This is a genomic window from Streptomyces sp. NPDC001668, from assembly GCF_042893155.1.
Taxonomy (GTDB): domain Bacteria; phylum Actinomycetota; class Actinomycetes; order Streptomycetales; family Streptomycetaceae; genus Streptomyces.
The window spans coordinates 1-22,410 of record NZ_JBIAUQ010000016.1 but is presented as its reverse complement, the minus strand read 5'-3'; the positions used below and the strand labels follow the sequence as shown (position 1 = coordinate 22,410).

Genomic DNA, 22,410 nt, shown 5'->3' with positions numbered 1-22,410 from the left:
ACAGTGAGGTCAGCGCACCGTGCGGTACGCGTTGTGGATGGTGCCGGTGTAGGTGTTGCCGTCCGTGTCGGTCAGGGACGACCGGAGGGTGACCGTGCCGGCCTTCCCCGGGTGGGTGAGGGCCAGGTACCGCTTGCCGGTGCGGTCCTGGTGCACGGCCGCCGACCTCCAGGTGCGGCCGCCGTCGTACGACACGCTCACGGTCAGAGACTTCAGGTGCCCCTTGGCCGCGGCCGGGCCCTGGAGGGACAGCGGCACGGTGAGGCGGGCGCCCGCCTTCGCGGTGCCGGTCAGGCTCAGCTTCGGGTGGAAGCGGACCACGGAGAGCGGAAACGCGACGGCCTTGCTGTCGCCCGCGTCGCCGGAGACGAAGGTCCACACCGCGTCGACCCGGTCGCTGACCTTGACGTCCGAGCCGCGGTCGGCGCTGACGGACAGCCGGTAGCGGGTCTTCTGGGCGAGCAGCCGTCCGTAGACCTGCGGGCAGGTGTCCTCGGTGAAGGAGCCGATGACGCGGGAGCCGGTGGTCAGCCTGGTGGTGATCGTGGTCCTGGGGAAGTAGCCGAAGTTCCCCGCGCCGTCCGCGAACATCGGCACGCACACGTTGTAGTAGCCGCCGGTCCGCGTGCCGCCGATGCCCGCCCCGACGGCCGGTCCGCCGACACCGCCGTTGAAGGTGACCCGGTAGGCGCGGTCCGGTGCGAAGCGGCGGGCGGTGAGCGCGGAGACCGCGTCCTCGTTGTGCATGCCGTTCGCCACCCGGGCACCCAGGTACCAGTCCAGGCCGCGGTCGGCGCTCAGGTACTGCGTGAGCGACGCGGTCGGCGCCGCCCGCAGCTCGCCCGTCACGCCGAGGGAGGCCCGGCCGAGCTGCGGCCAGCCGGCGTAGGACCAGTCCGCCTGGGGAGCGGTCTCGGCCCGGGACAGGGCGGTGGCGACCGAGGCGGTCACCTTGGCCATGCCCTTCGTGGAGGCGAACGTGCGGGTCAGCCCGTTGAAGTAGCCGCCCTTGCGGGTGCTGACCAGGTCGTACGCCGGTGAGGTGGCCGTGCGCTGCCAGATCCCGCCGAGCTGGGCGACGAAGGACCCGGCCGGGGCGCCGGAGCCGATCTGGCCGAGGTAGGTGGTGCTGTCGACGGTGGTTCCGCCGGCGTAGTCGTAGGTCGGCTTGGCGCCACGGGCCGCGAAGAGGACCTGTGCGTCGCGCAGCTTCGCACCGCGGTCGGGGGCGGTGACCTTCACCGGCCTGGTCCTGCGGCCGTCGAGGGCGAGCGAGGTGTCGTGGTCGAGCACCAGGCGCGGCGCCACCATCACGGCCTCGCGTCCGGTGTCGTCGATGCTCTGGGCGTCGATCACGTAGTGCCCCTTGGGCAGCCGCACGGTGGCCGTGCCGTCGGGGTGGTTCCTGCCGTCGTCGAAGGGTGTGTACTGCCTGCCGGTGTCCAGGTTCGCCACCGTGACATCGGGCGTCTCGTCGCGCTTGCCGTCGCGGCGGGTGACCGTCAGCTTCAGCCTGTACGACTCTCCCGCCCGGACCACGCCCAGGGCGGTGCGCGTGCTCTGCCCGCCGCCGCTCGCGGTGACCGCGCCCGAGTAGGCACCGTCGGAGCCGCCGAGGCGGGGGTCGGCGGTGGCCGTGGCCTGTGCGGTGCCGCCGGCCGGGACGGTGAGCCGGGCCGGGGAGACGGTGAACATGCCGGTGGGGGCGCTCTTGCCGCCGGGCCCTGTGGCGGCGGTGGTCAGGTCCAGGGTGACGGGCTCGGTGCCCGCGTTGCGGTAGGTGAGCGTGCGGCTGACCGGCTTGTCGTCGGTGTGCGGCCAGGCGGCCGTGCCGAAGTCGGCGGAGGACGGCTCGGTGGTGACCTCGGTGCCGGTCGCCCGGGTCAGGTCGACGCGGCCCGCGCCGGTCTCGTAGGCGGTGGTGCCGGTCAGCGGCTTCGCGGAGGCGGTCAGCGCGGCCTTGATGCGGTCACCGGTCCAGCCGGGGTGTTCCTGGGCGAGGATCGCGGCGGCGCCCGCGGTGTGCGGGGTGGCCATGGAGGTGCCCGACATCGTCACGTACCCGGGGGCGACCTCCTCGCCGAGGGTGCCGTGGACGGCCGCCGCGGCGACGGTGTCGACGCCGGGTGCGGCGATGTCCGGCTTCAGGGTGCCGTCCGCGGTCGGGCCGCGGCTGGAGAAGGAGGCGAGCCGGTCGTCGCCGTCCACGGCGGCGACGGTCAGTGCGGAGGCGGCCGAGCCCGGGGAGTCGACGGTCGTGCCGGACGGTCCCTCGTTGCCCGCGGCGATCACGAAGAGGGCGTGCGAGGAGGCCGACAGGTCGTTCACGGCCTTCTCCATCGGGTCCGTCCCGGTGGCGTCGGTGGAGCCCAGGCTCATGCTGACGATCTTGGCGCCCTGGGCCACGGCCCACTGCATCCCGGCGATGATCGCCGAGTCCGCTCCGGCGCCGGTGTCGTCGAGGACCTTGCCGACGAGGAGTCGCGCGCCCGGCGCCACCCCCTTGTACTTGCCGTCGCTCTGCGCTCCCGAGCCGACGAGGGTGGAGGCGACGTGGGTGCCGTGGCCCACCTTGTCGTCGGTGGAGCCGGAATCGGAGAAGTCCTTCGACGTGAGGATCCGGCCCTTGAGGTCGGGGTGGGTGGCGTCGACACCGGTGTCCAGGACGGCGACCTTCACGCCCTTGCCGTCGTAACCGGCCTTCCAGGCGGAGGGGGCGCCGATCTGCGTGACCCCGCCCTTGGGGTCGGGGGTACCGCCTGCGGGGGCACCGGCCGCGGTCTCCGCCGTCGTACGGACCCGTCCGTCCAGCCAGACGTGGTCGATGCCGGGTGCGGTCGTCACGGTGCTGCCCCGGTCCGCGGGTTCGGTCAGGGCCTGCCACACCTTGGCGGTGTCCGGCTTGTCGGCGGTGACTGCCTCACCGTGGACGGCGGGCAGGTCCAGCACCGAGTCGGTGTCGGCCGCGAGGGTGCTCCGGGCGGCGGCCCGGGTCCCGGCGCTGCCCTTGTAGGCGACGATCAGCGGCAGCCGCGTGCGATGGGCGTCGTCGTACTTGTCCTCGACCAGTTCCGTGACGTCGAAGAGGCGGCGGTCCAGCTTCCCGCGGGCCAGCAGCCGGGCCGCGTCCCGGGGGATGACGTAGGTGTGGCCGTTGAAGCTGCGCACCGAGTAGCCGATGCCGCCGCGGCCCCTGCCCGGCCGGACGCCGGTGAGCCGGCGCCGGCTGTCGACGCCGACGGTGTCACCGGTCAGCAGCGTCACATGGGCGGTGGCCCGGAGCGCGGTGCCCGGTGCCGTGGCGGACACGTCGGCGGCGGCGGGGGTGACGGCGGCGGTGGCGGTGAGCCCGGCGACCGCCAGCAGCGCCGGTATCCCGTACGCGGCGCTTCTGCCGGTCCGGCTGTGCTTGTTCAGCAAGGTGAGGTCTCGCTTCCCCGTGGGTCGGTGGAGGGTTCCTGGGCACGTCGACGAGGGGGAGTGCCGACGGCCGGAACCGAGTCTCGGGGCGCGGGGAATTGGTCAGTAGCCCGTCACGGGCACTGAAAAAAGGGAAAGGAACGCCGCGGGGTCAGAAGGACGGGGTCAGAAGGACGGGCTCAGAAGGACGGGCTCAGAGAAGCGCGACCTTCGTGAAGTGGCCCGCCGCCCGGAGTTCCGTCTCGATGCGGCTCGCCGTCAGGCGCAGTTCGGGGAGGAGTTCGTCGACGCATTCCCCGGGCGTGCGGCCCGCCGCGTGCAGGGCCACGTTCACGGCGGCGACCACCCGGCCCGTACGGTCGCGCAGGGGCACCGCGAGGGTGCGCAGGCCGTCCTCCCAGTCCTCGTCGAGCAGGGCGTACCCCTCGGTGTCCGACAGCAGGACCCGGCCCAGGGAGGTCGCCGCGGCCGGCAGCCGGGTGCCCACCCTGATGTCCACGCTCATGATCTGCGGGGACATCGCCCGTGCCGTGTACTGGATCTCCGCGCTCGGTCCCGAGGACACCAGGACCGCCAGTGCCGTCGACTCGCCCACCCGCGCCGACAGGTCCCTCAGGTGCGGGGTGGCGATGCGGGGGAGGGAGGTGCGGGACAGGGGCGGGAAGCCCAGGGACAGCACCCTCGGGGTCAGGGTGAAGGTCCGGGACTCCGGCTGCTGGCGGACCAGGCCCAGGTGTTCGTAGGTGATCAGGGCCCGGCGGGCCGTCGCCCGGGCGAGGCCGGTCGCCCGCGCCACGTCCGTCAGGGTGAGCGCGGCCCGGCCCTCCCCGAACGCCGTCAGCACGGTGAGACCCCGGGCCAGGGACTCGACGAAGTCGCGGCCCAGTTCGGTCTTGGACGCGCCGATCCAGGAGGCGAGGTCCGTGGGGGGCGGCCCCGGGGCCGGCTCCGGGGCGGACGCCAGCTCGCGTTCCATCTCGGCCACCGTCGCCCGCAGTCGCGGCAGCAGGGTCTCGCGCAGGTCCGCCGCCGAGTGGCGGCTGGTGTGGCTCACGACGTTCGCGACGCAGGCGATCCGGGCGGTGCGCGGGTCCCGCACGGGGACGGAGACCGCCACCAGGCCCGGCTCGATCAGCTGGTCGTCCAGCGCGTAGCCGTCCCGGCCCGCCTGTGCCGCCTTTCGCTCGAACTCCGCGTCCGGGAAGGGGAGCCGCCGAGGGGGTACGGCCGAGAAGCCCCGGTTCTCCGGGTCCGCCGCCCGGCGTTCGCGCCACACCCGCCAGTCGCCGTCCGTCCACTCGGACGCGAACAGCGGTCCCGGCGCGGTGCGTTCGGCGGGGAGCAGGTCGCCGATGCGGAAGCTGAGGGACATCGCGCGGCGGCGGGTGGCCTGGTGGATGAAGCGGATGCCGTCGCGGTCGGCGACCGCCAGCGAGACCGACTCGTCCAGTTCGTCGGCGAGGGCGTCGGCCCGCCGGGACAGCAGGGCGGGCAGGCGCAGGGCGGCGAGATAGGCGTTGCCGAGTTCCATGAGCCGGGGGGTCGCCACCGCGTCCCGGCCGTCCAGCCGGACGTATCCCATGCGGGCCAGCGTGGAGGTGATGCGGTCGACCGTGGAACGCGCCAGGCCCGTCGCCCGCTCCAGGCCGCTCAGGCTCAGCGTCCCGCCCGCCTCGGTCAGCTCCCGCAGCACCCTGACCCCCCGGATCAGCGGAGCGACCGCCTCGGCCGGCACGACGGACTCCGGTACCGGCGGCGGGGCGGTGGTGATCTCAGCGGGCATCGGTTCTCCGGTACGGCGGTCGCGGCACGCCTACGGTAATCCGCCAAGGCAACTCCGGCGCGACACCGGCCTCCACGGAGCCGGCCTGCCCCACTCACCCCGCTCTACCCCCGCGTGATCCACACCCGGTAACGGCCCTCCCCGTCCGCCCCCACCACCCGGACCCGGACGCCCCGGCCCGCGTCCCGGAACTCCTCCCCGGCCGTGAACGGCGCGTCCGAGAGTTCCGCGTGGACGTTGGGGCTCCGGGTGCAGCCCCCGCTGTCGGGCCGCGAGTCGTACACCCGCACCGGGCCGCGCCCGGTGTCCACGTCCGCGTCGACCCGGTAGACGAGGACGCCCGGCCGGCACACCGTCTCGTCGTTGCCCTCGCGGGTGCGGAGTTCGACCGCGTAGCCGGTGCGGCTGCCGAGGGGCACGAAGAGGAGCTTGGTGCCGGGGCCCGGCCGGGCCAGCGGGGTCAGGGTGTACTCCGAAGTCCCGGGTGCCGTCACGCAGTTGACCTGCGTCGCGTCCAGCCAGCCCAGCTTCCACTTGTGCCAGCCGAGGAGGTCGTTGTTGGCGCCCCAGTCCTCGCTCATGATGTCCCAGTGGCCGACCGCGCCCCCGCCGTCCTGGGTGTAGAGGTCGGGCAGGCCGAAGACATGGCCGTTCTCGTGGGGCAGCACCCGGTACCCGGTCTGCGGGAAGGAGCCGGAGCCGTCGTCCTGGCGGGAGTACACGAAGGAGGCGTTGGCGACGGGGACGCCGTCGGCGACCGGGGCGTCGGTGTTGCCGGCGAAGCTCACCGACAGGACCGTGTCGAGGGCGGAGGGGCCGGCGTTCGGGGTCACCAGGACGTTCAGGAAGTCGTACGACCGGAAGTCCACCCTGGGGTCGGCGGCGGCCACGATGTCCTGGACCAGCCGGCGGTAGCCCGGGTCGAAGGGGGCGCCGCGCTCTATGCCGTAGGCGCGGAACGACTTCGGCATGCGCAGCCAGTCGGTGATCGGGGTCTCGGGGCGGTAGTCGAGACGGCCGTAGGAGCTGGTGCGGAACCAGTCCTGGGTCTGCGGGAAGAACTCGCGGAAGCGGTCGAGGGCGGGGCCGGAGCCGGGCGCGTCGGAGAAGTCGACCATCAGGGTGAGGGCGTGGACGGTGCCGGTGGAGCGGGAGTAGCCGCCGGGGGTGGGCAGGCCCTCGGACATCTGGACGGCCGGGCCGCCGCTGATCAGGCAGGGACCGTGGGTGCCGGAGCGGGCCAGGGCGACGGGGCCGGCGGTCGTGGCGCCGGGGGTGAGGCGCTCGGTGCCCGCCGAGGTGCTGAGCGTGAGGGTCAGCGCGGTCACGGACGCGAGGGCGGCGATACGGCGCGGGCGTATGCGACGTCTGGTCCACGGCATGCGAGCACCCTCCGGAGCGCGGCAGCCGCTGGTCGGAAGGCTGCACCTCTCCGATCACCCTGTGCCGGGGGAGGGGTGCTCGCGCGCTGGAGGAGACCGAACGTGGGTATCGAAAAGCCTGTGACTCAGGTCACAACATAATTTCTCCTCAACCCGAAATAACCGGGGAGCGTCTCCCCGTTTAGACCTGTGTCCGAGCGAAACGGGGACTGAGTCCCCGGATCACCCGCCAACAGACCGAGGAGTACACCGTGCAGACCGCTCTCTCCGTGCAGCGCAAGGCGCCCCGCGCCGACGCCCTGCGCAACCGCGAGCGGATCGTCACCGCCGCCAGCGAGATGTTCACCGAGTTCGGCCCCGACGTGCCGCTCGACGAGATCGCCCGCCGGGCCGGCGTGGGCAACGCCACGGTGTACCGCAACTTCCCCGACCGCGACGCGCTCGTCCGTGAGGTCGTCTGCTCCGTCATGGACCGGACGTCCGAGGCGGCCGAGCTCGCGCTCGCGGAGACCGGGGACGCCTTCGGCGCCCTGGAGCGCTTCGTGCACGCGTCCGCCGACGAGCGGGTCACCGCGCTGTGCCCGATGATCCAGGGCGCCTTCGACCAGCACCACCCCGACCTGGTGGCCGCACGCGAACGCATCGAGCAGCTCGTCGAGCGGCTCATGGACCGGGCCAGGGCGGCCGGTCAGCTCCGCGCGGACGTGAGCGTCGGTGACCTGATGGTCGCCGTGGCCCAGCTGAGCCGGCCCCCGGCCGGCACCGGCTGCCTCACCCTCGACGGGTTCGTGCACCGCATGCTCCAGCTGTTCCTGGACGGACTGCGGGCCCCGGCCCGCTCCGAGCTGCCGGGTGCGGCCCTGACCATGGAGGACCTCCGCCAGGCCTGATCCGATCCGACCCGACCGATTAGTTCAGAGCGCGAGCACAGTCTCTACAACGACTTTCGACCGGCCGTCAGCGACGACGGACCGTCCCCTTTCGACATCTTTTTTCCGTTCCGAAGTCCCGAAGTGGGTACCCCCATGTCTGCAACAGCCTCAAAGGCTCCCGGCGCACCGGCCGTGTCCGGTGACGCCAACCGCTGGAAAGCGCTCGTCTTCATCGCGCTCGCCCAGCTGATGGTCGTCCTCGACGCGACCATCGTGAACATCGCCCTGCCCTCCGCCCAGGCCGACCTGGGGATAACCGACGGCAACCGTCAGTGGGTCGTCACGGCCTACGCCCTCGCCTTCGGTGGACTCCTGCTCTTCGGCGGCCGGATCGCCGACCTGTGGGGCCGCAAGCGCGCCTTCGTCGTCGGCCTGATCGGCTTCGCCGCGGCATCCGCGCTCGGCGGCGCCGCCACCAGCGGCGGCATGATGTTCGGCGCCCGCGCCCTCCAGGGCGTCTTCGGCGCACTGCTCGCGCCCGCCGCGCTCTCCCTGCTCGCCGTGATGTTCACGGACGCCAAGGAGCGCGCCAAGGCCTTCGGCATCTACGGCGCGATCGCCGGTGGCGGCGGCGCCGTGGGCTTCATCCTCGGCGGTGTGCTGACCGAGTACATGGACTGGCGCTGGACCTTCTTCGTGAACATCCCGTTCGCGATCGTCGCCGCGCTCGGCGCGTACTTCGTCATCCGTGAGCCCGAGGGCGGCCGCAACCGCAACCCGCTCGACATTCCCGGCGTGCTGCTTTCCACCCTGGGCCTGGTCGCGCTGGTCTACGGCTTCACCCGCGCCGAGTCCGACGGCTGGGGCGACTCCGTGACCGTCGGCATGTTCGTCGCGTCGGCCGTCCTGCTGATCGCCTTCGTCGTCACCGAGGCCAGGACCAAGGCCCCGCTGCTGCCGCTGCGCGTCATCACCGACCGCAACCGCGGCGGGATCTACCTCTCGCTCGGCATCGCGATCATCGCGATGTTCGGCACCTTCCTGTTCCTGACCTACTACCTGCAGATCGTGAAGGGCTTCACGCCGATCAAGACCGGCTTCGCCTTCATGCCGATGATCGTCGGCATGATGGTCGGCTCGACCCAGATCGGCGCCCGCCTGATGACCCGCGTCCCGGCGCGGCTGCTGATGGGCCCCGGCTTCCTGGTCGCCGCGGTCGGCATGCTCCTCATGACCCAGCTGGAGATCGGTTCGTCGTACGCCTCGACGATCCTGCCGGCCATGCTGCTGCTGGGCCTCGGCATGGGTACGGCGTTCATGCCGGCCATGTCCCTGGCCACCCTGGGCGTCGAGCCGCGTGACGCCGGTGTCGCCTCCGCGATGGTCAACACCTCGCAGCAGGTCGGCGGCGCGATCGGTACGGCCCTGCTGAACACGATCGCCGCGTCGGCCACGACCTCGTACATCAAGGACCACATCGGCTCCGCCACGTCCAAGTCGCAGCAGCAGCTGGTGGCGCTGGAGGGCCAGGTGCACGGCTACACCAACGCGATCTGGTTCGCCGTCGGCATGCTGGTGCTCGCCGCGGCGATCGTGGTGACCCTCGTCAACGCCGGCCGTCCGGACACGACCGCGGTGGCCGCCGAGGGCGCCGAGGAGGAGCTGGCGGTGCCGGTCGTCGCCCACTGACGGCGACCGCCCCGCGGTACCCCTTCGAGAACCTGGTGCGTACGGGGACGGGGACGCCCCGTACGCACCACCCCAGGAACTGCCCTGGCACCCCTGAGCGAGCGGCTCAGCGGAGCCAGGGCAGATCCGCGCCCGCCTCGTTCGGCTGGAGTCCCTCGGCGACGATCTGCATGATCTCGCCGAGGGACTTCTGCTGTTCCGGGGTGAGCCGGTCGAAGACGGCCCTGCGTACGGCCCCCACATGGCCCGGCGCGGCGCCCTGGAGCATCTCCAGGCCCGGGTCCGTGAGCACCGCGAACTGGCCGCGCTTGTCGTCCGGGCAGTCCTCCCGGCGCACCCAGCCGTTGCGCTCCAGACGGGCGATCGCGTGCGAGAGCCGGGACCGGGTGATCTTCGCCTTCATGGCCAGCTCGGTCATCCGCAGCCGCCGGTCCGGGGCCTCGGCGAGTCCGACGAGGAGCCCGTAGTAGATGTGCGGCATGCCGGCGTCCCGCTGGAGCTGGCGGTCGAGGTGGTCCTCGAGAAGGGTCGTGGCGTGCACATAGGAACGCCAGATGCGCTGCTCTTCGTCGTCGAGCCACTGGGGCTCCTGGTCGGGGACGGATGCCGTGTTCATGTATCCCACTCTACGAGCTTTCTCCTTGAAGCTTAAACAAATGAGGCGTACAGTCATACCTGGAAGCTTTAAATTTGAAGCATTCGATGCATCGCTAGTACCGGAGGAGTCCCCGCAATGTCCGCCGACACGCTGGAGCGCATGCCCGCCCTCTATCTGAGTCACGGCGCCCCGCCGCTCGCCGACGACCCGGTCTGGCCCGGTGAGCTCGCCGCCTGGTCCGCGGACCTGCCCCGCCCCAAGGCCATCCTCATGGTCTCCGCCCACTGGGAGGAGGCCCCCCTCGCCCTCGGCGCGGTGCGGCCCGTCCCGCTCGTCTACGACTTCTGGGGCTTTCCCGAGCACTACTACAAGGTGACGTACGACGCCCCCGGCGCCCCCGAACTCGCCGAGTCCGTACGCAAGCTGCTGCGCGCCCCCGGCACCCCCGTGCAGGACATCCCGGACCGCGGACTGGACCACGGCGCCTACGTCCCCCTCGTCGAGATGTTCCCCGAGGCCGACATCCCCGTCCTCCAGATCTCCATGCCGACCCTCGACCCCGTCAAGCTCATGGAGATCGGCCGCAAGCTGGCCCCCCTGCGCGACGAGGGCGTCCTGATCGTCGGCTCCGGCTTCTTCACCCACAACCTCGCCGCCCTGCGCCACACCGGCCCCGGAGTGCCCACCTGGTCCTCGGAGTTCGACGACTGGGGCCGGCGGGCCCTTGAGGCACGGGACGTGGACTCCCTGCTGGACTTCCTCAACAAGGCCCCGGCCGGGCGCTACGCCCATCCGCGCACCGAGCACTTCGCGCCGCTGTTCGTCACCATGGGCGCGGCGGACGTGAGCGGTGAGCTGGACGCGCAGAAGTCCGTGATCGACGGGTTCTGGCTGGGGATGGCCAAGCGGTCGGTGCAGTTCGGCTGAGCCTTCCCACGCCGGCCTACAGCTCCTTCTCGTACCAGGCCACGTCCCAGTAGCGGCCGAACTTCCGGCCCACCTCCCGGTAGGTGCCGACGTGCCGGAACCCGAAGCGTTCATGCAGCCGCGTGGACGCTTCGTTGGGCTGGGCGATGCCCGCGTAGGCGCGGTGCAGGTCCTCGCCGGCCAGCGCCTCGAAGAGCGCCTTGTAGAGGAGGGTGCCGACGCCCCGGCCGCCCGCGTCCGGCGCGACGTAGACGGTGACCTCCACGGAGGTCGCGTACGCGGGCTTCGCGCGGAAGGGGCTGGACGTGGCGTACCCGAGGATCCGCTGTGAGGTTCCTGTCGAGTCCGTGTCGGTGGCAACCATCAGGCGGTACGGGCCGTCTTCAGGGTGGGAGAGCAGCCAAGGGCGGCGCTCTTCCGGGGTGAAGACAGCGGTGTCGAACGTGATGGGCGTCTCACGAACGTAGTGGTTGTAGAGGTCGGTGAGGGCCCCGAGGTCACCTTCGACTCCCGGCCTGACCTGCACCTCTGTACGTTCTGACGGCATCGCACCTCCCCATGTGGCCGGACAGGGTACTGCAAGATCAGAAAAATAGCGGCACCGCTTGGGAATTCTGTCCGGTTTCCAGTCGTTGTTTCCATCGGATGCAGGGCACCCGAGGAGAGTCCGGAAAGCAACCGGAGCCGGGACCCAGCGTCCGAAGGACCACCCGCTGACCCCACATCGCAAGGGAGCACGCATGGCAACCCGTGCCGTCGCCCGTCGTAAGTCCGCCACCGGCGGGTCTACCGACGCGGCACGCAGTGTTCGCGTCCATGGCGGCGAGATCGCCGACCGCGACCTGGTCGGCATGTACCTCGACGAGATCGCGCGTACGCCGCTGCTCGACGCCGCCAAGGAAGTCGAGCTGTCCCAGATCATCGAGGCGGGTGTGTTCGCCCGACAGGTCCTCGACGGGTTCGAGGAAGCCAAGGCCGACGCCTCCCGCGAGGAGCTGGAGGCCCTGGTGGAGGAGGGTGAGCGCGCCAAGGACGTGTTCATCCGCTCCAACCTCCGCCTGGTCGTGGCCGTGGCCCGCCGCTACCCCCGCAGCGGACTGCCCCTGCTCGACCTGATCCAGGAGGGCAACGCCGGCCTGGTGCGCGCGGTCGAGAAGTTCGACTACCGCAAGGGCTTCAAGTTCTCGACGTACGCCACCTGGTGGATCCGTCAGGCCATCACCCGCTCCATCGCCGACCAGTCCCGCACCATCCGGCTGCCCGTCCACCTGGTGGAGGAGCTGGGCCGCATCCGCCGCGTGCAGCGCGAGTTCAACCGCGAGCACGGCCGCGACCCGGAGCCCGCGGAGATCGCCGCCGAGCTCGGCTCCAACCCGGAGCGCGTGATCGACGTCCTGGACTGGGCCCGCGACCCGGTCTCGCTGAACATGGCGGTGGACGACGACGGCGACACCCAGTTCGGCGACCTCCTGGAGGACACGTCGGCGGTCTCGCCGGAGCAGTCGGTGCTGACACTGCTGCGCAGCGAGGAACTCGACGACCTCATCGGCCGCCTCGACCAGCGCACCGCGTCCATCATCAAGATGCGGTACGGCATCGAGGACGGGCGCGAGCGCACCCTGACCGAGGTGGGCAAGGAGCACGGGCTCACCCGCGAGCGGATCCGGCAGATCGAGAAGCACGCCCTGCTGGAGCTGAAGAAGCTGGCCCGGTCCACCGGGTTCGACGCGGCGGCGTAGGCGGGGTGTGCCCGCGTACGCCGGGTGGCGAAAGACCGCGTGAACATGGCTGTACTAGGCCGCTTTAACCTGCCGGACCCTGGGCACAAGACTTCAGGGTCCACCTGTTCGAGTCCCGGAGGCCATGCTTTCGGACCCGCCTGAACCAAGTCCCGACGCAATCCCCCCCCGGCGCCGGGACTCTCCCCGAGCCGGACCTCGGCGCCCCTCCCCCCGGGCGCCGGGGTCCGGCTCTTTTTCTCGCCCCGGGAAAGCCGAACGGTGGGTCACCCCGTACCTGAACCACGGGGTGACCCACCGAAGGGGAGATTCTGTCACACCGACGGGGCGCCTCCGGCGGTCGAACGGGGGTTCCAGGGCGGGTGCGGGTGCGGGTGCGGGTGCGGGTGCGGGTGCGGTGGGGGCGGGCGTTCCGCGCGGCCCGCCCCCACTCGGCCGCGGCCGCCCGTCGTCCGAACTCCCCGCCCCCTCAGGCGACTTCTCCCGACGCGCGGATCAGCCGGCCCCCCAACTCCCGCACCGCCGCCACGAGTTCCGGCGGCTCCTGGACCCGGAACTCCACCCCCGTCATCGCCAGCCGCACCGCCATCCAGTCCACCGGGTCCCCGACGCTCGTCCGCAACCGGCACCGGCCCTCGCCCAGCGACTCCGGCACCCCCATCCACCCCGGCACCCGGGGCCCCACCTCCGACACCGCGCCCTCGAACGTCACCACCAGCTCGTACGTCTCCTGACGGCGGTACATCGACTGCCGCAGATACTCCGCCGCACTCCCCGTCGGCAACTCCCGCGGTGCGAACCGCGCCCCCGTGGCGAAGGGGTCGGTCACGCGGTCGACCCGGAAGGTCCGCCAGTCGGCGCGGTCGAGGTCGTAGGCGACGAGGTACCAGCGGCGCCCGGTGGAGACCAGGCGGTACGGCTCCACGACCCGTCGGGACTCGGCGCCGTCCTTCGCGCGGTAGGCGAAGCGGAGCCGTTCGTGGCCGGCCACCGTGGACGCCATCACGGTCAGGGTCTCGGTCGGGATGCTCGCCCCGTCCCCGCTGGTCAGCGGAGTCGTCGCGGCCTGGAGGGTGGACACCCGGTGCCTGAGGCGGGACGGCAGGACCTGCTCCAGTTTCGCCAGCGCCCGTACGGACGCCTCGTCCACCCCCTCGACCGCGTGCCCCGCCCCCGCCCGCAGCCCGACCGCGATGGCCACCGCCTCCTCGTCGTCCAGGACGAGCGGGGGCAGGGCCTTGCCCGCGACGAGCCGGTAGCCGCCGTCGGAGCCCTTGGACGCCTCGACGGGATAGCCCAGTTCGCGCAGCCGGTCGATGTCCCGCCGGACCGTGCGGCGGGAGACCCCGAGGCGGTCGGCGAGTTCGCCGCCGGGCCACTCGCGGGGCGTCTGGAGGAGGGAGAGGAGCGTCAGAAGCCGTGCCGGGGTGTCTGTCGTCATGAGTTCGAGAATGCCGTACCACTAGGACACGATCTGACCTAATGCGGTCATAGCTTCAGGGCATGACCTCCACCGAGACCACCCTTCCGGGCGCCCTCGACGCACAGCCCGCCCCGGGCGACCGGCGTCGCTGGTTCGCTCTCGCCATCGTGATGACCGCGGCCTTCATGGACCTCGTCGACGTCACCATCGTCAACATCGCCATCCCGTCCATCCGGCAGGACGCCGGCGCCTCCGTCAGCCAGATCCAGTGGATCACCGCCGGTTACGCCCTCGCCTTCGCCGCGGGACTGATCACCGGCGGACGGCTCGGTGACATCCACGGGCGCAAGCGGCTGTTCCTGGTCGGCATCGGCGGCTTCACGCTCGCTTCGGCGCTGTGCGGCTTCGCCGCGAACCCGGAGATGCTGGTCGCGGCCCGGATCCTCCAGGGCGGCATGGCGGCGATGATGGTGCCGCAGGTCCTGTCGATCGTGCACGCGACCTTCCCGGCGCACGAGCGGGGCAAGGTGTTCGGGCTGTTCGGAGCGGTCGTCGGCCTGGGAGCCGTCTCCGGTCCGCTGCTCGGGGCGCTGCTGACCGAGTGGAACCTCTTCGGGCTCGAGTGGCGGCCGATCTTCCTCATCAACCTGCCGGTCGGGATCATGGGGCTGGTGCTCGGAAGCCGTTTCATCACCGAGTCCAAGGCCCCGCGGGCCCTGAAGCTGGACCTGGTGGGCGTGGCCATGGTCGTGCTCGGACTGCTGATGCTGCTCTACCCGCTGACCCGCGGCGAGGAGCTGGACTGGCCGGTGTGGGGATACGTGTCGATGGCCGGCGCGCCCCTCGTGTTCGCGGCACTGGTGGCGTACGAGAAGCGCAAGGGCGAGCGGGACGGGTCGCCGCTGGTGGAGCTGTCCCTGTTCAAGGTGAAGAGCTTCGCGGCCGGGATCGCGGTGCAGACGGTGTTCGGGGTCGGGCTCGGCATCTTCTTCCTGGTGTGGACGCTGTACATGCAGACCGGCCTCGGCTGGAGCCCGCTGCGGGCGGGGCTGACCGGGGTGCCGTTCTCGCTCGCCGTCTCCACGGCCGCCGGGCTCTCGGTGCAGAAGCTCGTGCCGCGGTTCGGCCGCGGGGTGCTCCAGGCCGGCGCGCTGCTGATGGTGGTGGGTGTGCTGCTGTACCTGTGGGAGGCCGAGCGGTACGGCATGGCGATCAGCTCGTGGCAGATGGCGTTGCCGCTGGTCGTGATGGGTGTCGGGATGGGCCTGATCGTCGCGCCGCTCACCGACGCGGTCCTGTCGGAGGTGCCGCGCGAGCACGCCGGTTCGGCCTCGGGACTGATCAACACCGTGCAGCAGATGGGCAACGCGCTCGGACTCGGGCTGGTGTCGGTGGTCTTCTTCGGGGTCATCGGCGACGCCCTGCGCCCGGAGCAGATCGGCCCGGCCTTCGTGGACGCCTTCCAGCACGCGCTCGGGTGGGTCGCGGCCGTGATGGGCGTGATCTTCCTGCTGATGTTCGCGCTGCCGAAGCGGCCGGCGCTGCATTTGGAGGGGGCCGCCGAGCTTCCCGCGGCGGAGGAGAAGGAGCCCGAGCTCGTCTGAGTCCCGAGACGAGGGGCCCGGTACCTGCTGAGGTACCGGGCCCTGTTGTCGTACGCGGACCCCACCGGAAGTCCGTTCATGCCCGGACGGCGTCCGAACCTGTTTACTTTCCGGAAATCCGGGCGTAGCCTCCCACTGAAACCACACGTTCGGGCATCAGTCGGAGGCGAGCGGACATGTACGCACCGGAGCGGCAGCAGGAGATCCTCCGGCTCGCCCGTGACGGCGGGCGGGTGGACGTCGTCTCCCTGGCCGAGGAGTTCCAGGTCACCGCCGAGACCATCCGGCGCGATCTGAAGGCCCTCGACCGCGCGGGGCTGCTGCGCCGGGTGCACGGCGGGGCCATCCCGGCCGGGCGCCTCGACTTCGAGCCGGACCTCGCCGAGCGCGAGACGACCGCGGCCGACGAGAAGGACCACATCGCCAAAGCGGCCCTCGCCGAACTGCCGACCGAGGGCACCCTGATCCTCGACGCCGGCACGACCGTGGCCCGCCTGGCCGCCGCCGTCCCACTGGAGGCCTCGCTCACCGTCGTCACGCACAGCCTGCCGATCGCGGCCCGCCTCGCGGACCACCCCGGCATCCAGCTCCACCTCGTCGGAGGGCGGGTACGGCACCGTACGCGCGCCGCCGTCGACGCCTGGGCGCTCAGGGCCTACGGCGAGATCCGGGCCGACGTCCTCTTCGTGGCGGCCAACGGCTTCTCCGCCGAGCACGGCCTGACCACCCCCGACCTCGCCGAGGCCGCGGTCAAGCGCGCGGCGATCGCCGCCGCCCGCCGCGTGGTGCTGCTCGCCGACTCCGCCAAGCACGGCCAGGAGCACTTCGCCCGCTTCGGCGACCTGAGCGACGTGGACCTGCTGATCACCGACAGCGGGCTGAGCCCCGAAGACACCGCCGCCATCGAGCTCGGCGGCACGGAAGTAGCGCGTACATGATCCTCACCGTCACCCCGAACCCGTCCCTGGACCGTACGTACGAGGTCCCGTCCCTGGAGCGCGGCGAGGTCATCCGCGCCACCGGTGAGCGCATGGACCCCGGCGGCAAGGGCGTCAACGTCTCGCGCGCCGTCACGGCCGCCGGCCGGCGCACGGTCGCGGTGCTGCCCCTGGGCGGGGCGCCGGGAGCGCTCGTCGCCGACCTGCTCGACGCGCAGGGCATCGAGGTCGCGCCGGTCCCGGTCGCCGGAGCCACCCGGTCGAACATCGCCCTCGCCGAGTCCGACGGGGTGCTCACGAAGATCAACGCGCCGGGTCCCGAACTGACTCCCGAGGAGCAGGAACTCCTCCTGGAGACCGTGCGCGAGCAGTCGCGCGACGCCTCCTGGATCGCGTGCTGCGGGAGCCTGCCCCGGGGGCTCGCGCCCTCCTGGTACGCCGAGGTGGTCGCGCGGGCGCACGCCGGTGGCGCTCGGATCGCACTGGACACCTCGGGGCGCGCGCTCCTGGAGGCACTGCGCGAACGGCCCGACGTCGTCAAGCCGAACGCCGAGGAGCTCGCGGAGGCCGTCGGCCGCCCCCTGTCCACGGTCGGTGACGCGGTGAAGGCCGCCGAGGAGCTGCGCGAGATGGGTGCGCGGGCGGTGCTCGCGAGCCTGGGCGCCGACGGACAGCTGCTCGTGGACGGCTCGGGCGCCTGGTTCGGCAGCGCGCGCGTGGACGCCGTACGCAGCAATGTCGGCGCCGGCGACTCGTCGCTGGCCGGCTTCCTGATCGCCGGCGGCAGCGGCCCGGACGCCCTCGCCTCGGCGGTCGCGCACGGCGCGGCGGCCGTCCAGCTGCCCGGCAGCGTGATGCCGACCCCGGACGACCTGGACCCGGCCGCGGTGACGGTCACGGCCGAGGTGCCGGTGGACCGGGTGCTGAAGGAGCCGGTGTCATGACCGGCCAGGCCGCGGCTTTCGGTACGGCGGTCCCTCGCGCCGTCGACACGGCCGTACCGGCGCTGTTACTCCGCGCCGCCGCCCTCCTCCCCCTGAACCCCCACCGCACCACCCCCGGTCCCCACCCCTGACGCCCTCCCCGCCCCCCGGGCGATACGCGTGCGAAGGAGCCCGCGATGAGCGACATGATCACCGCGGACCTGGTCGACCTCGACCTGTCCGCCGACACCAAGGAAGCGGCGGCCCGTGCCCTCGCCGAGCGCATGGTCGCCCTGGGCCGGGTGACCGACCTGGAGGGCTTCCTCGCCGACGTGGCCGCCCGCGAGGCACAGATGCCCACCGGCCTCGACGGCGGCATCGGCATCCCGCACTGCCGCAGCGCACACGTCACCGAGCCGACGCTCGCCTTCGGGCGCAGCGCCGCCGGGATCGACTTCGGCGCGCCGGACGGACCCGCCGACCTGATCTTCCTGATCGCCGCACCGGCCGGTGCGGACGACGCCCACCTGACGATCCTGTCCTCGCTCGCGCGGCAGCTGATGAACACCGAGTTCACGGACGCCCTGCGGGCCGCGGGGAGCCCGCAGGGCGCCGCGGCGCTGATCCGCGGCGACGAGACGCCGGCGGACGTCGAGGCCGCTGCGGGCACCACCGAAGACTCCGTTGCGGCATCGGCGGCGGCCTCCGCCGATGCCGCAACGGCCCCCACCACTTCCGACGCTCCCGAGACCCCCTTCCGGATCGTGGCCGTCACGTCCTGCCCGACCGGTATCGCCCACACCTACATGGCGGCCGAGTCACTGGAGAACGCCGGCCGCGAGGCGGGCGTCGAACTCGTCGTCGAGACACAGGGCTCGGCCGGCTTCGAACGGCTCGACCCGGCGGTCATCGCCGCGGCGGACGGCGTGATCTTCGCCCACGACGTCCCCGTGCGCGACAAGGACCGCTTCGCCGGCAAGCCCACCGTCGACGTCGGCGTGAAGGCGGGCATCAACCGGCCCGCCGAACTCATCACCGAGGTGCGCGGGAAGGCCGAGCGCGGTGAGGTGACGGCGGGCTCCGGCGGGGGAGCGGGAACACCGGTCGAGCGGGCCGGCGAGTCCGGCGACAGCTACGGCACCAAGCTCCGCAAGTGGCTGATGACCGGCGTGAGTTACATGGTCCCGTTCGTCGCCGCGGGCGGTCTGCTGCTCGCCCTCGGCTTCGCGATCGGCGGCTGGCAGATCGCGAGCGCCCCCTCGGTCATGAAGCACTTCTCCTGGACCGAGATCGACAGCTGGGGCGCCCTGCTCTTCCAGATCGGCCAGGTCGCCTTCGGCTTCCTCATCCCGGTCCTCGCCGGATACATCGCCTACGGCATGGCGGACCGCCCCGGTCTCGTCCCCGGCTTCGTCGGCGGAATGATCGCCTCCAACATCGCCGCGGGCTTCCTCGGCGGACTGGTCGCCGGTCTGCTGGCAGGCGCCGTGGTCCTCTCGATCCAGCGCATCAAGATCCCGCCGGTGCTGCGCGGCATCATGCCGGTGGTGGTGATCCCGCTGATCTCCTCGCTGATCGTCGGCTTCCTGATGTTCGTCGTGATCGGCAAGCCCATCGCCGAGGCCCAGAAGGGGATGACGGACTGGCTCAACGGCCTCTCCGGCACCAACGCGATCCTGCTCGGCGTCCTCCTCGGCCTGATGATGTGCTTCGACCTCGGCGGCCCGGTCAACAAGGTCGCCTACGCCTTCGCCACCGCCGGAATCGCCGTGCAGGACCCCAGCGACTCCGCGATGAAGGTCATGGCCGCCGTGATGGCCGCCGGCATGGTCCCGCCGCTGGGCATGGCGCTCGCGACCACCGTCCGCAAGAAGCTCTTCACCCAGACCGAGCGCGAGAACGGCAAGGCCGCCTGGGTCCTCGGCGCCTCCTTCATCTCCGAGGGCGCGATCCCGTTCGCCGCGGCCGACCCGCTGCGCGTCATCCCGGCCTCGATGGCGGGCGGCGCGGTCACCGGCGCCCTGTCGATGGCCTTCGGCGCCACCCTGCGCGCCCCGCACGGCGGCATCTTCGTGGTCCCGCTGATCGGCAGCCCGTTCCTCTACCTGATCGCCATCGCGGCGGGCGTGTGCGTCACGACCGCGCTGGTGGTGGTCCTCAAGAGCATGCGCAAGCCGGCACCGGGCACGACGGCCACCGCGACCCCCACCGCCAAGGCGGAGGCCAAGCAGCCCGTCGCCGCCTAGCACCTGCCCCTTTGGGGCGACTGTGAGGTGTTCACGGCACCTGCGAGATACGTCACGGTCCGGGACCAAAGTCCCGGACCGTGGTGTCTACTGGAACGCATGCCTGAGCACGTCTCCGTCTACCAGTTGCTTGGTGTGACCCTGCTCGTCCTGGTGGTCTTCGCCTGGACGGCGGGGTTGGCCTACATGCTGCGCCACGGCCGCCACGAGGCCGTCGTGTGGCGCGTCGCCCACGGTCTGCCCGCCCTCCCGCGCCCACGTCAGGCCGCCCCCGGCCATGAGCGGGTCGAACTGACCCCGGCGGAGGAGGACGCGTTCGCGGGTCTGGTACGACAGCTCAGCGGCGGCCGCTGAGCCCGAACCGCGGGCCGGGTCAGGACAGTTGCGCCGCGCGCCGCTCCATCGCGTCGCGGGCCGCGTCCTCGGTGACGTACACCTCGCACATGTGCCGCCCGTCCGGCGTCGCCGTGTGCTCGACCTCCCACAGGGAGAGCTCCGCGCCGTCGCGCAGCAGGAACGCGTGCTCGTACAGCGAGAAGCCCAGCCCGGCGCGCCCCGCCCGGCACGGGCGCCCGAACGCCTGCGTGATCTGGTGCGCGAACGCCTCAGCGAGCAGCGCGGCCGTCTCCGGGCCCGGCCGGTCCGCGTTCTCCGCGCGGCGCAGCAGCCGGCGCGCGTGGTCCGCCGAGTCGTCCGGGACGTAGGCGTGCCGCGGCGGCTGCACGGGCTCGAGCTGCACCGTCACCGGCAGCTCGAAGTCCGGGGTGTCCGGCGGCAACGGCAGCCGCGCGGTCGCCGCCCGCAGCTCCTCCTCGTCGACGTACACCTCGTGCTGCGGGACGCTGTCCCGCGCGGTGTTGTGGACGATCTCCCACAGAGTGAGCGCCGAGCCGTCGCCGAGCAGCCAGGTGTGCCGGTACGTCTCCCGGTGCAGCCCCGCGCTGTGGTGCGCGGAGTGCAGCGAACTGTCGTACGCCAGCGCGCAGTCCAGCCGCCGGATCGTCTCGTCGGGCAGCTCGAAGGAGTTCAGGGCACGACCGAGGAGCCGCGCGAGGTGCTCCTCCGGAGACTCGGGCGACTCGGGTGGTTCGTACGCTGCCGTCTCGTACGGAACGCTCAAGGTTTCTCCCGGCGTTGCTGCATGTCACCTTGTGGGTGCATACCGTAGCCCCTCGGTCGGACATCATGTCCGGGAACCGAGAAAACGTACGCCCGTAAAACGCCCGGGCCGCGCAGGATGTTCCCGCGCGGCTCGACGATCCGTCAAAACCCCCTGATCAGAAGGGGATTGTGGCGATCATGAGGTACCCGTGGCGCTCCCCGCGACCCACTCGCTCCACGACATGTTCCAGCCGTTCAGCCCGTTGTCGGGCGCCACGGTCTTGTCGGGGGAGTTCTTCACGATCACCACGTCCCCGATCAGCGAGTTGTCGTAGAACCACTTGGCCGGGGTGTCAGCCTGCCCGCCCTTGACGTCCCGCAGCCCGACACAGCCGTGGCTGGTGCCGGTGCGCCCGAAGGGCGGATTCCCCTGGTTGTACCAGTAGTTGCCGTGGATGAAGGTCCCCGACCGCGTCAAACGCATGGCGTCCGGAACATCAGGAATGTCGTACGCGTTGGCCAGCGCGACCGTCCGGCTGTCCATGCGGATCTTCTTGTACTTCTCGGAGATCACCATCTGCCCGTTGTACGTCGTGAACTCGGGGCTCCCCGTGGAGATCGGCACGGTCTTGACGGTCGTCCCGTCCCGCACGACCTTCATGGTCTGCGTGTCGGCGTCCACGGTGGACACCTGCGAGCGCCCGACCGTGAAGCTGACGGTCTTCTCCTGCACACCGGTAAGGCCATTGGCCCCCTCGACCCCGTCCAGGTCGATCTTCATCGTGACCTTGGAACCGGCCTTCCAGTACTCCTGGGGCCGGAAGTCCAGCCGCTGCGCCCCGAACCAGTGCCCCACCACCTGCTGCCCGCCGCTGGAGCTGACGGTGATGTGCGACTGCACGGCCTTCTTGTCATTGATCGCCTTGTCGAAACTGAACGACACCGGCATCCCCACACCGACCGTCGCCCCGTCGTCCGGCGTGTACGTCCCGACGAAGCTGTTCGCCTTGGACACGGTCGTGAACACGGACCTCGCGGTCACGGACTTACCGTCCGAGTCCTTCGCCGTGGCGTCGATCTCGTACTTCGTCCCCCGCTCCAGCTGCTCCCTGGGCTTCCAACTCCCCCCACCGGCGGCCATCGAGCCCGGCACGTCCTGCCCGGTCCCCGCGACCGTCATCTTCACGCCGGTCAGCGTGCCGTCGCTGACCTTCACACCGGTCTTGTTGATCGACGCACCCGCCGAACCGTTCTTGGCCGAGAACACGATCTCCGCCGCGGAGGATGTCGCGGGGTCCTTGCCCTCACTCTTTCCGTCGGAGTCGCCTCCGCACGCGGTGAGGCCGAGGGCACCGACCATCAGGACGGCACAGGCCCCCAGCGCGGGCCGCGCTGCTATGTCCGGCGTTGTCACGGGCTGCTCCAGATTCATGTGATGTACGAAGTCCGCCCCACTCCACGAGAAAGAGGGACCCGGTCCCCACCCGGGTTCCCCACCAGGGCGACGTCAGCTGCGCTGGGCTTGGGCGGGGCGCCTAGGGGGGTACCGGGTGCGGTCGTGGGGCGAGTGCGGGTGCGTTGTGGCTGGTCGCGCAGTTCCCCGCGCCCCTGGGGGGTTGCAGTTGGCCTGCGCCGGGACGGACCGTTCTCTCCCCCTGGCGCGCCACCGTGGGCCGTTGGCCGCGTACGGCGGGAAGGGGACGGGGTGGGGGGTGTCCGCCCGCAGCGGCCGGCGTCCGTTACAGGGCACTACTCAAGTGACCGA

At 71.7% G+C, this 22,410-nt stretch carries 18 protein-coding genes; 10 read left to right on the top strand and 8 right to left on the bottom strand.

Annotated elements, in window-relative coordinates; genetic code table 11:
- Positions 1-9 precede the first annotated feature (9 nt).
- From ACFYZ8_RS35845 to ACFYZ8_RS35835, 3 genes are all read right to left on the bottom strand, one after another.
- Complete coding sequence (locus ACFYZ8_RS35845) at positions 10-3,420, bottom strand: S8 family serine peptidase (RefSeq protein ID WP_388539441.1); 3,411 nt, start codon at positions 3,418-3,420, stop codon at positions 10-12.
- Positions 3,421-3,613: 193 nt separating this feature from the next.
- Positions 3,614-5,203, bottom strand: coding sequence for a helix-turn-helix domain-containing protein (locus tag ACFYZ8_RS35840; protein ID WP_388539444.1), 1,590 nt, complete (start codon positions 5,201-5,203; stop codon positions 3,614-3,616).
- A 104-nt stretch (positions 5,204-5,307) separates the two neighbouring features.
- Positions 5,308-6,585 (bottom strand): M6 family metalloprotease domain-containing protein, encoded by a 1,278-nt coding sequence (locus tag ACFYZ8_RS35835; protein WP_388539447.1) that lies wholly within the window; start codon positions 6,583-6,585, stop codon positions 5,308-5,310.
- Between the two features lie 251 nt (positions 6,586-6,836).
- Here ACFYZ8_RS35835 and ACFYZ8_RS35830 point away from each other — a divergent pair, with 251 nt between their 5' ends.
- A complete protein-coding gene (locus ACFYZ8_RS35830; protein ID WP_359033024.1) occupies positions 6,837-7,475 on the top strand; it encodes a TetR/AcrR family transcriptional regulator in 639 nt (212 codons plus the stop codon).
- 135 nt (positions 7,476-7,610) lie between these two features.
- Positions 7,611-9,146 (top strand): MFS transporter, encoded by a 1,536-nt coding sequence (locus ACFYZ8_RS35825; protein ID WP_388539450.1) that lies wholly within the window; start codon positions 7,611-7,613, stop codon positions 9,144-9,146.
- A gap of 106 nt (positions 9,147-9,252) precedes the next feature.
- On the opposite strand, the gene ACFYZ8_RS35820 is transcribed toward ACFYZ8_RS35825, so the two are convergent.
- Positions 9,253-9,762 carry a MarR family transcriptional regulator gene (locus ACFYZ8_RS35820; protein WP_359033028.1) on the bottom strand — a complete coding sequence of 170 codons (510 nt, stop codon included), beginning with the start codon at positions 9,760-9,762 and terminating at the stop codon, positions 9,253-9,255.
- 117 nt (positions 9,763-9,879) lie between these two features.
- Between ACFYZ8_RS35820 and ACFYZ8_RS35815 the strand changes: the two genes are divergently transcribed.
- A complete protein-coding gene (locus tag ACFYZ8_RS35815) occupies positions 9,880-10,671 on the top strand; it encodes a dioxygenase (RefSeq protein ID WP_388539453.1) in 792 nt (263 codons plus the stop codon).
- Positions 10,672-10,687: 16 nt separating this feature from the next.
- Here the strand turns inward: ACFYZ8_RS35815 and ACFYZ8_RS35810 are convergent, their stop codons facing one another.
- Positions 10,688-11,218 (bottom strand): GNAT family N-acetyltransferase, encoded by a 531-nt coding sequence (locus ACFYZ8_RS35810; protein WP_388539456.1) that lies wholly within the window; start codon positions 11,216-11,218, stop codon positions 10,688-10,690.
- Positions 11,219-11,411: 193 nt separating this feature from the next.
- Here ACFYZ8_RS35810 and ACFYZ8_RS35805 point away from each other — a divergent pair, with 193 nt between their 5' ends.
- Positions 11,412-12,410 carry an RNA polymerase sigma factor RpoD/SigA gene (locus tag ACFYZ8_RS35805; protein WP_388539459.1) on the top strand — a complete coding sequence of 333 codons (999 nt, stop codon included), beginning with the start codon at positions 11,412-11,414 and terminating at the stop codon, positions 12,408-12,410.
- Between the two features lie 469 nt (positions 12,411-12,879).
- Here the strand turns inward: ACFYZ8_RS35805 and ACFYZ8_RS35800 are convergent, their stop codons facing one another.
- Positions 12,880-13,851 carry a helix-turn-helix transcriptional regulator gene (locus ACFYZ8_RS35800; protein WP_388539461.1) on the bottom strand — a complete coding sequence of 324 codons (972 nt, stop codon included), beginning with the start codon at positions 13,849-13,851 and terminating at the stop codon, positions 12,880-12,882.
- A gap of 62 nt (positions 13,852-13,913) precedes the next feature.
- On the opposite strand from ACFYZ8_RS35800, the gene ACFYZ8_RS35795 reads away from it, so the two are divergent.
- The 6 genes from ACFYZ8_RS35795 (at position 13,914) to ACFYZ8_RS35770 (ending at position 19,898) form a co-directional block, all read left to right on the top strand.
- Positions 13,914-15,437, top strand: a complete 1,524-nt coding sequence (locus ACFYZ8_RS35795; protein ID WP_359033038.1) for an MFS transporter — start codon at positions 13,914-13,916, stop codon at positions 15,435-15,437.
- Between the two features lie 176 nt (positions 15,438-15,613).
- Positions 15,614-16,375: a DeoR/GlpR family DNA-binding transcription regulator gene (locus tag ACFYZ8_RS35790; protein ID WP_359033040.1), complete on the top strand. Its 762-nt coding sequence runs from the start codon at positions 15,614-15,616 to the stop codon at positions 16,373-16,375.
- Complete coding sequence (pfkB, locus tag ACFYZ8_RS35785) at positions 16,372-17,319, top strand: 1-phosphofructokinase (RefSeq protein WP_359033042.1); 948 nt, start codon at positions 16,372-16,374, stop codon at positions 17,317-17,319. The genes ACFYZ8_RS35790 and pfkB overlap by 4 nt, the downstream gene beginning before the upstream one ends.
- Positions 17,316-17,450 carry a hypothetical protein gene (locus ACFYZ8_RS35780; RefSeq protein ID WP_388539464.1) on the top strand — a complete coding sequence of 45 codons (135 nt, stop codon included), beginning with the start codon at positions 17,316-17,318 and terminating at the stop codon, positions 17,448-17,450. The genes pfkB and ACFYZ8_RS35780 overlap by 4 nt, the downstream gene beginning before the upstream one ends.
- Positions 17,451-17,495: 45 nt before the next feature.
- The gene (locus ACFYZ8_RS35775) at positions 17,496-19,544 is read left to right on the top strand and encodes a fructose-specific PTS transporter subunit EIIC (protein ID WP_359033044.1); all 2,049 of its coding nucleotides are present in this window, start codon (positions 17,496-17,498) and stop codon (positions 19,542-19,544) included.
- 99 nt (positions 19,545-19,643) lie between these two features.
- Positions 19,644-19,898 (top strand): hypothetical protein, encoded by a 255-nt coding sequence (locus ACFYZ8_RS35770; RefSeq protein WP_388539467.1) that lies wholly within the window; start codon positions 19,644-19,646, stop codon positions 19,896-19,898.
- Between the two features lie 19 nt (positions 19,899-19,917).
- Here ACFYZ8_RS35770 and ACFYZ8_RS35765 read toward each other — a convergent pair whose 3' ends face one another.
- Entirely contained in the window at positions 19,918-20,664 is a 747-nt protein-coding gene (locus ACFYZ8_RS35765) for a DUF6227 family protein (protein ID WP_388539470.1), read from the bottom strand.
- A 177-nt stretch (positions 20,665-20,841) separates the two neighbouring features.
- On the bottom strand, positions 20,842-22,059 hold the full coding sequence (locus tag ACFYZ8_RS35760) for an Ig-like domain-containing protein (protein WP_388539473.1): 1,218 nt from the start codon (positions 22,057-22,059) through the stop codon (positions 20,842-20,844).
- Positions 22,060-22,410: the final 351 nt, after the last annotated feature.

Coding starts and splice junctions, on each gene's coding strand:
- pfkB (WP_359033042.1), top strand. CDS start 16,372: ATGATCCTCACCGTCACCCCGAACCCGTCCCTGGACCGTACGTACGAG.
- ACFYZ8_RS35825 (WP_388539450.1), top strand. CDS start 7,611: ATGTCTGCAACAGCCTCAAAGGCTCCCGGCGCACCGGCCGTGTCCGGT.
- ACFYZ8_RS35790 (WP_359033040.1), top strand. CDS start 15,614: ATGTACGCACCGGAGCGGCAGCAGGAGATCCTCCGGCTCGCCCGTGAC.
- ACFYZ8_RS35805 (WP_388539459.1), top strand. CDS start 11,412: ATGGCAACCCGTGCCGTCGCCCGTCGTAAGTCCGCCACCGGCGGGTCT.
- ACFYZ8_RS35795 (WP_359033038.1), top strand. CDS start 13,914: ATGACCTCCACCGAGACCACCCTTCCGGGCGCCCTCGACGCACAGCCC.
- ACFYZ8_RS35800 (WP_388539461.1), bottom strand. CDS start 13,851: ATGACGACAGACACCCCGGCACGGCTTCTGACGCTCCTCTCCCTCCTC.
- ACFYZ8_RS35810 (WP_388539456.1), bottom strand. CDS start 11,218: ATGCCGTCAGAACGTACAGAGGTGCAGGTCAGGCCGGGAGTCGAAGGT.
- ACFYZ8_RS35815 (WP_388539453.1), top strand. CDS start 9,880: ATGTCCGCCGACACGCTGGAGCGCATGCCCGCCCTCTATCTGAGTCAC.
- ACFYZ8_RS35820 (WP_359033028.1), bottom strand. CDS start 9,762: ATGAACACGGCATCCGTCCCCGACCAGGAGCCCCAGTGGCTCGACGAC.
- ACFYZ8_RS35840 (WP_388539444.1), bottom strand. CDS start 5,203: ATGCCCGCTGAGATCACCACCGCCCCGCCGCCGGTACCGGAGTCCGTC.
- ACFYZ8_RS35835 (WP_388539447.1), bottom strand. CDS start 6,585: ATGCCGTGGACCAGACGTCGCATACGCCCGCGCCGTATCGCCGCCCTC.
- ACFYZ8_RS35780 (WP_388539464.1), top strand. CDS start 17,316: ATGACCGGCCAGGCCGCGGCTTTCGGTACGGCGGTCCCTCGCGCCGTC.
- ACFYZ8_RS35775 (WP_359033044.1), top strand. CDS start 17,496: ATGAGCGACATGATCACCGCGGACCTGGTCGACCTCGACCTGTCCGCC.
- ACFYZ8_RS35770 (WP_388539467.1), top strand. CDS start 19,644: ATGCCTGAGCACGTCTCCGTCTACCAGTTGCTTGGTGTGACCCTGCTC.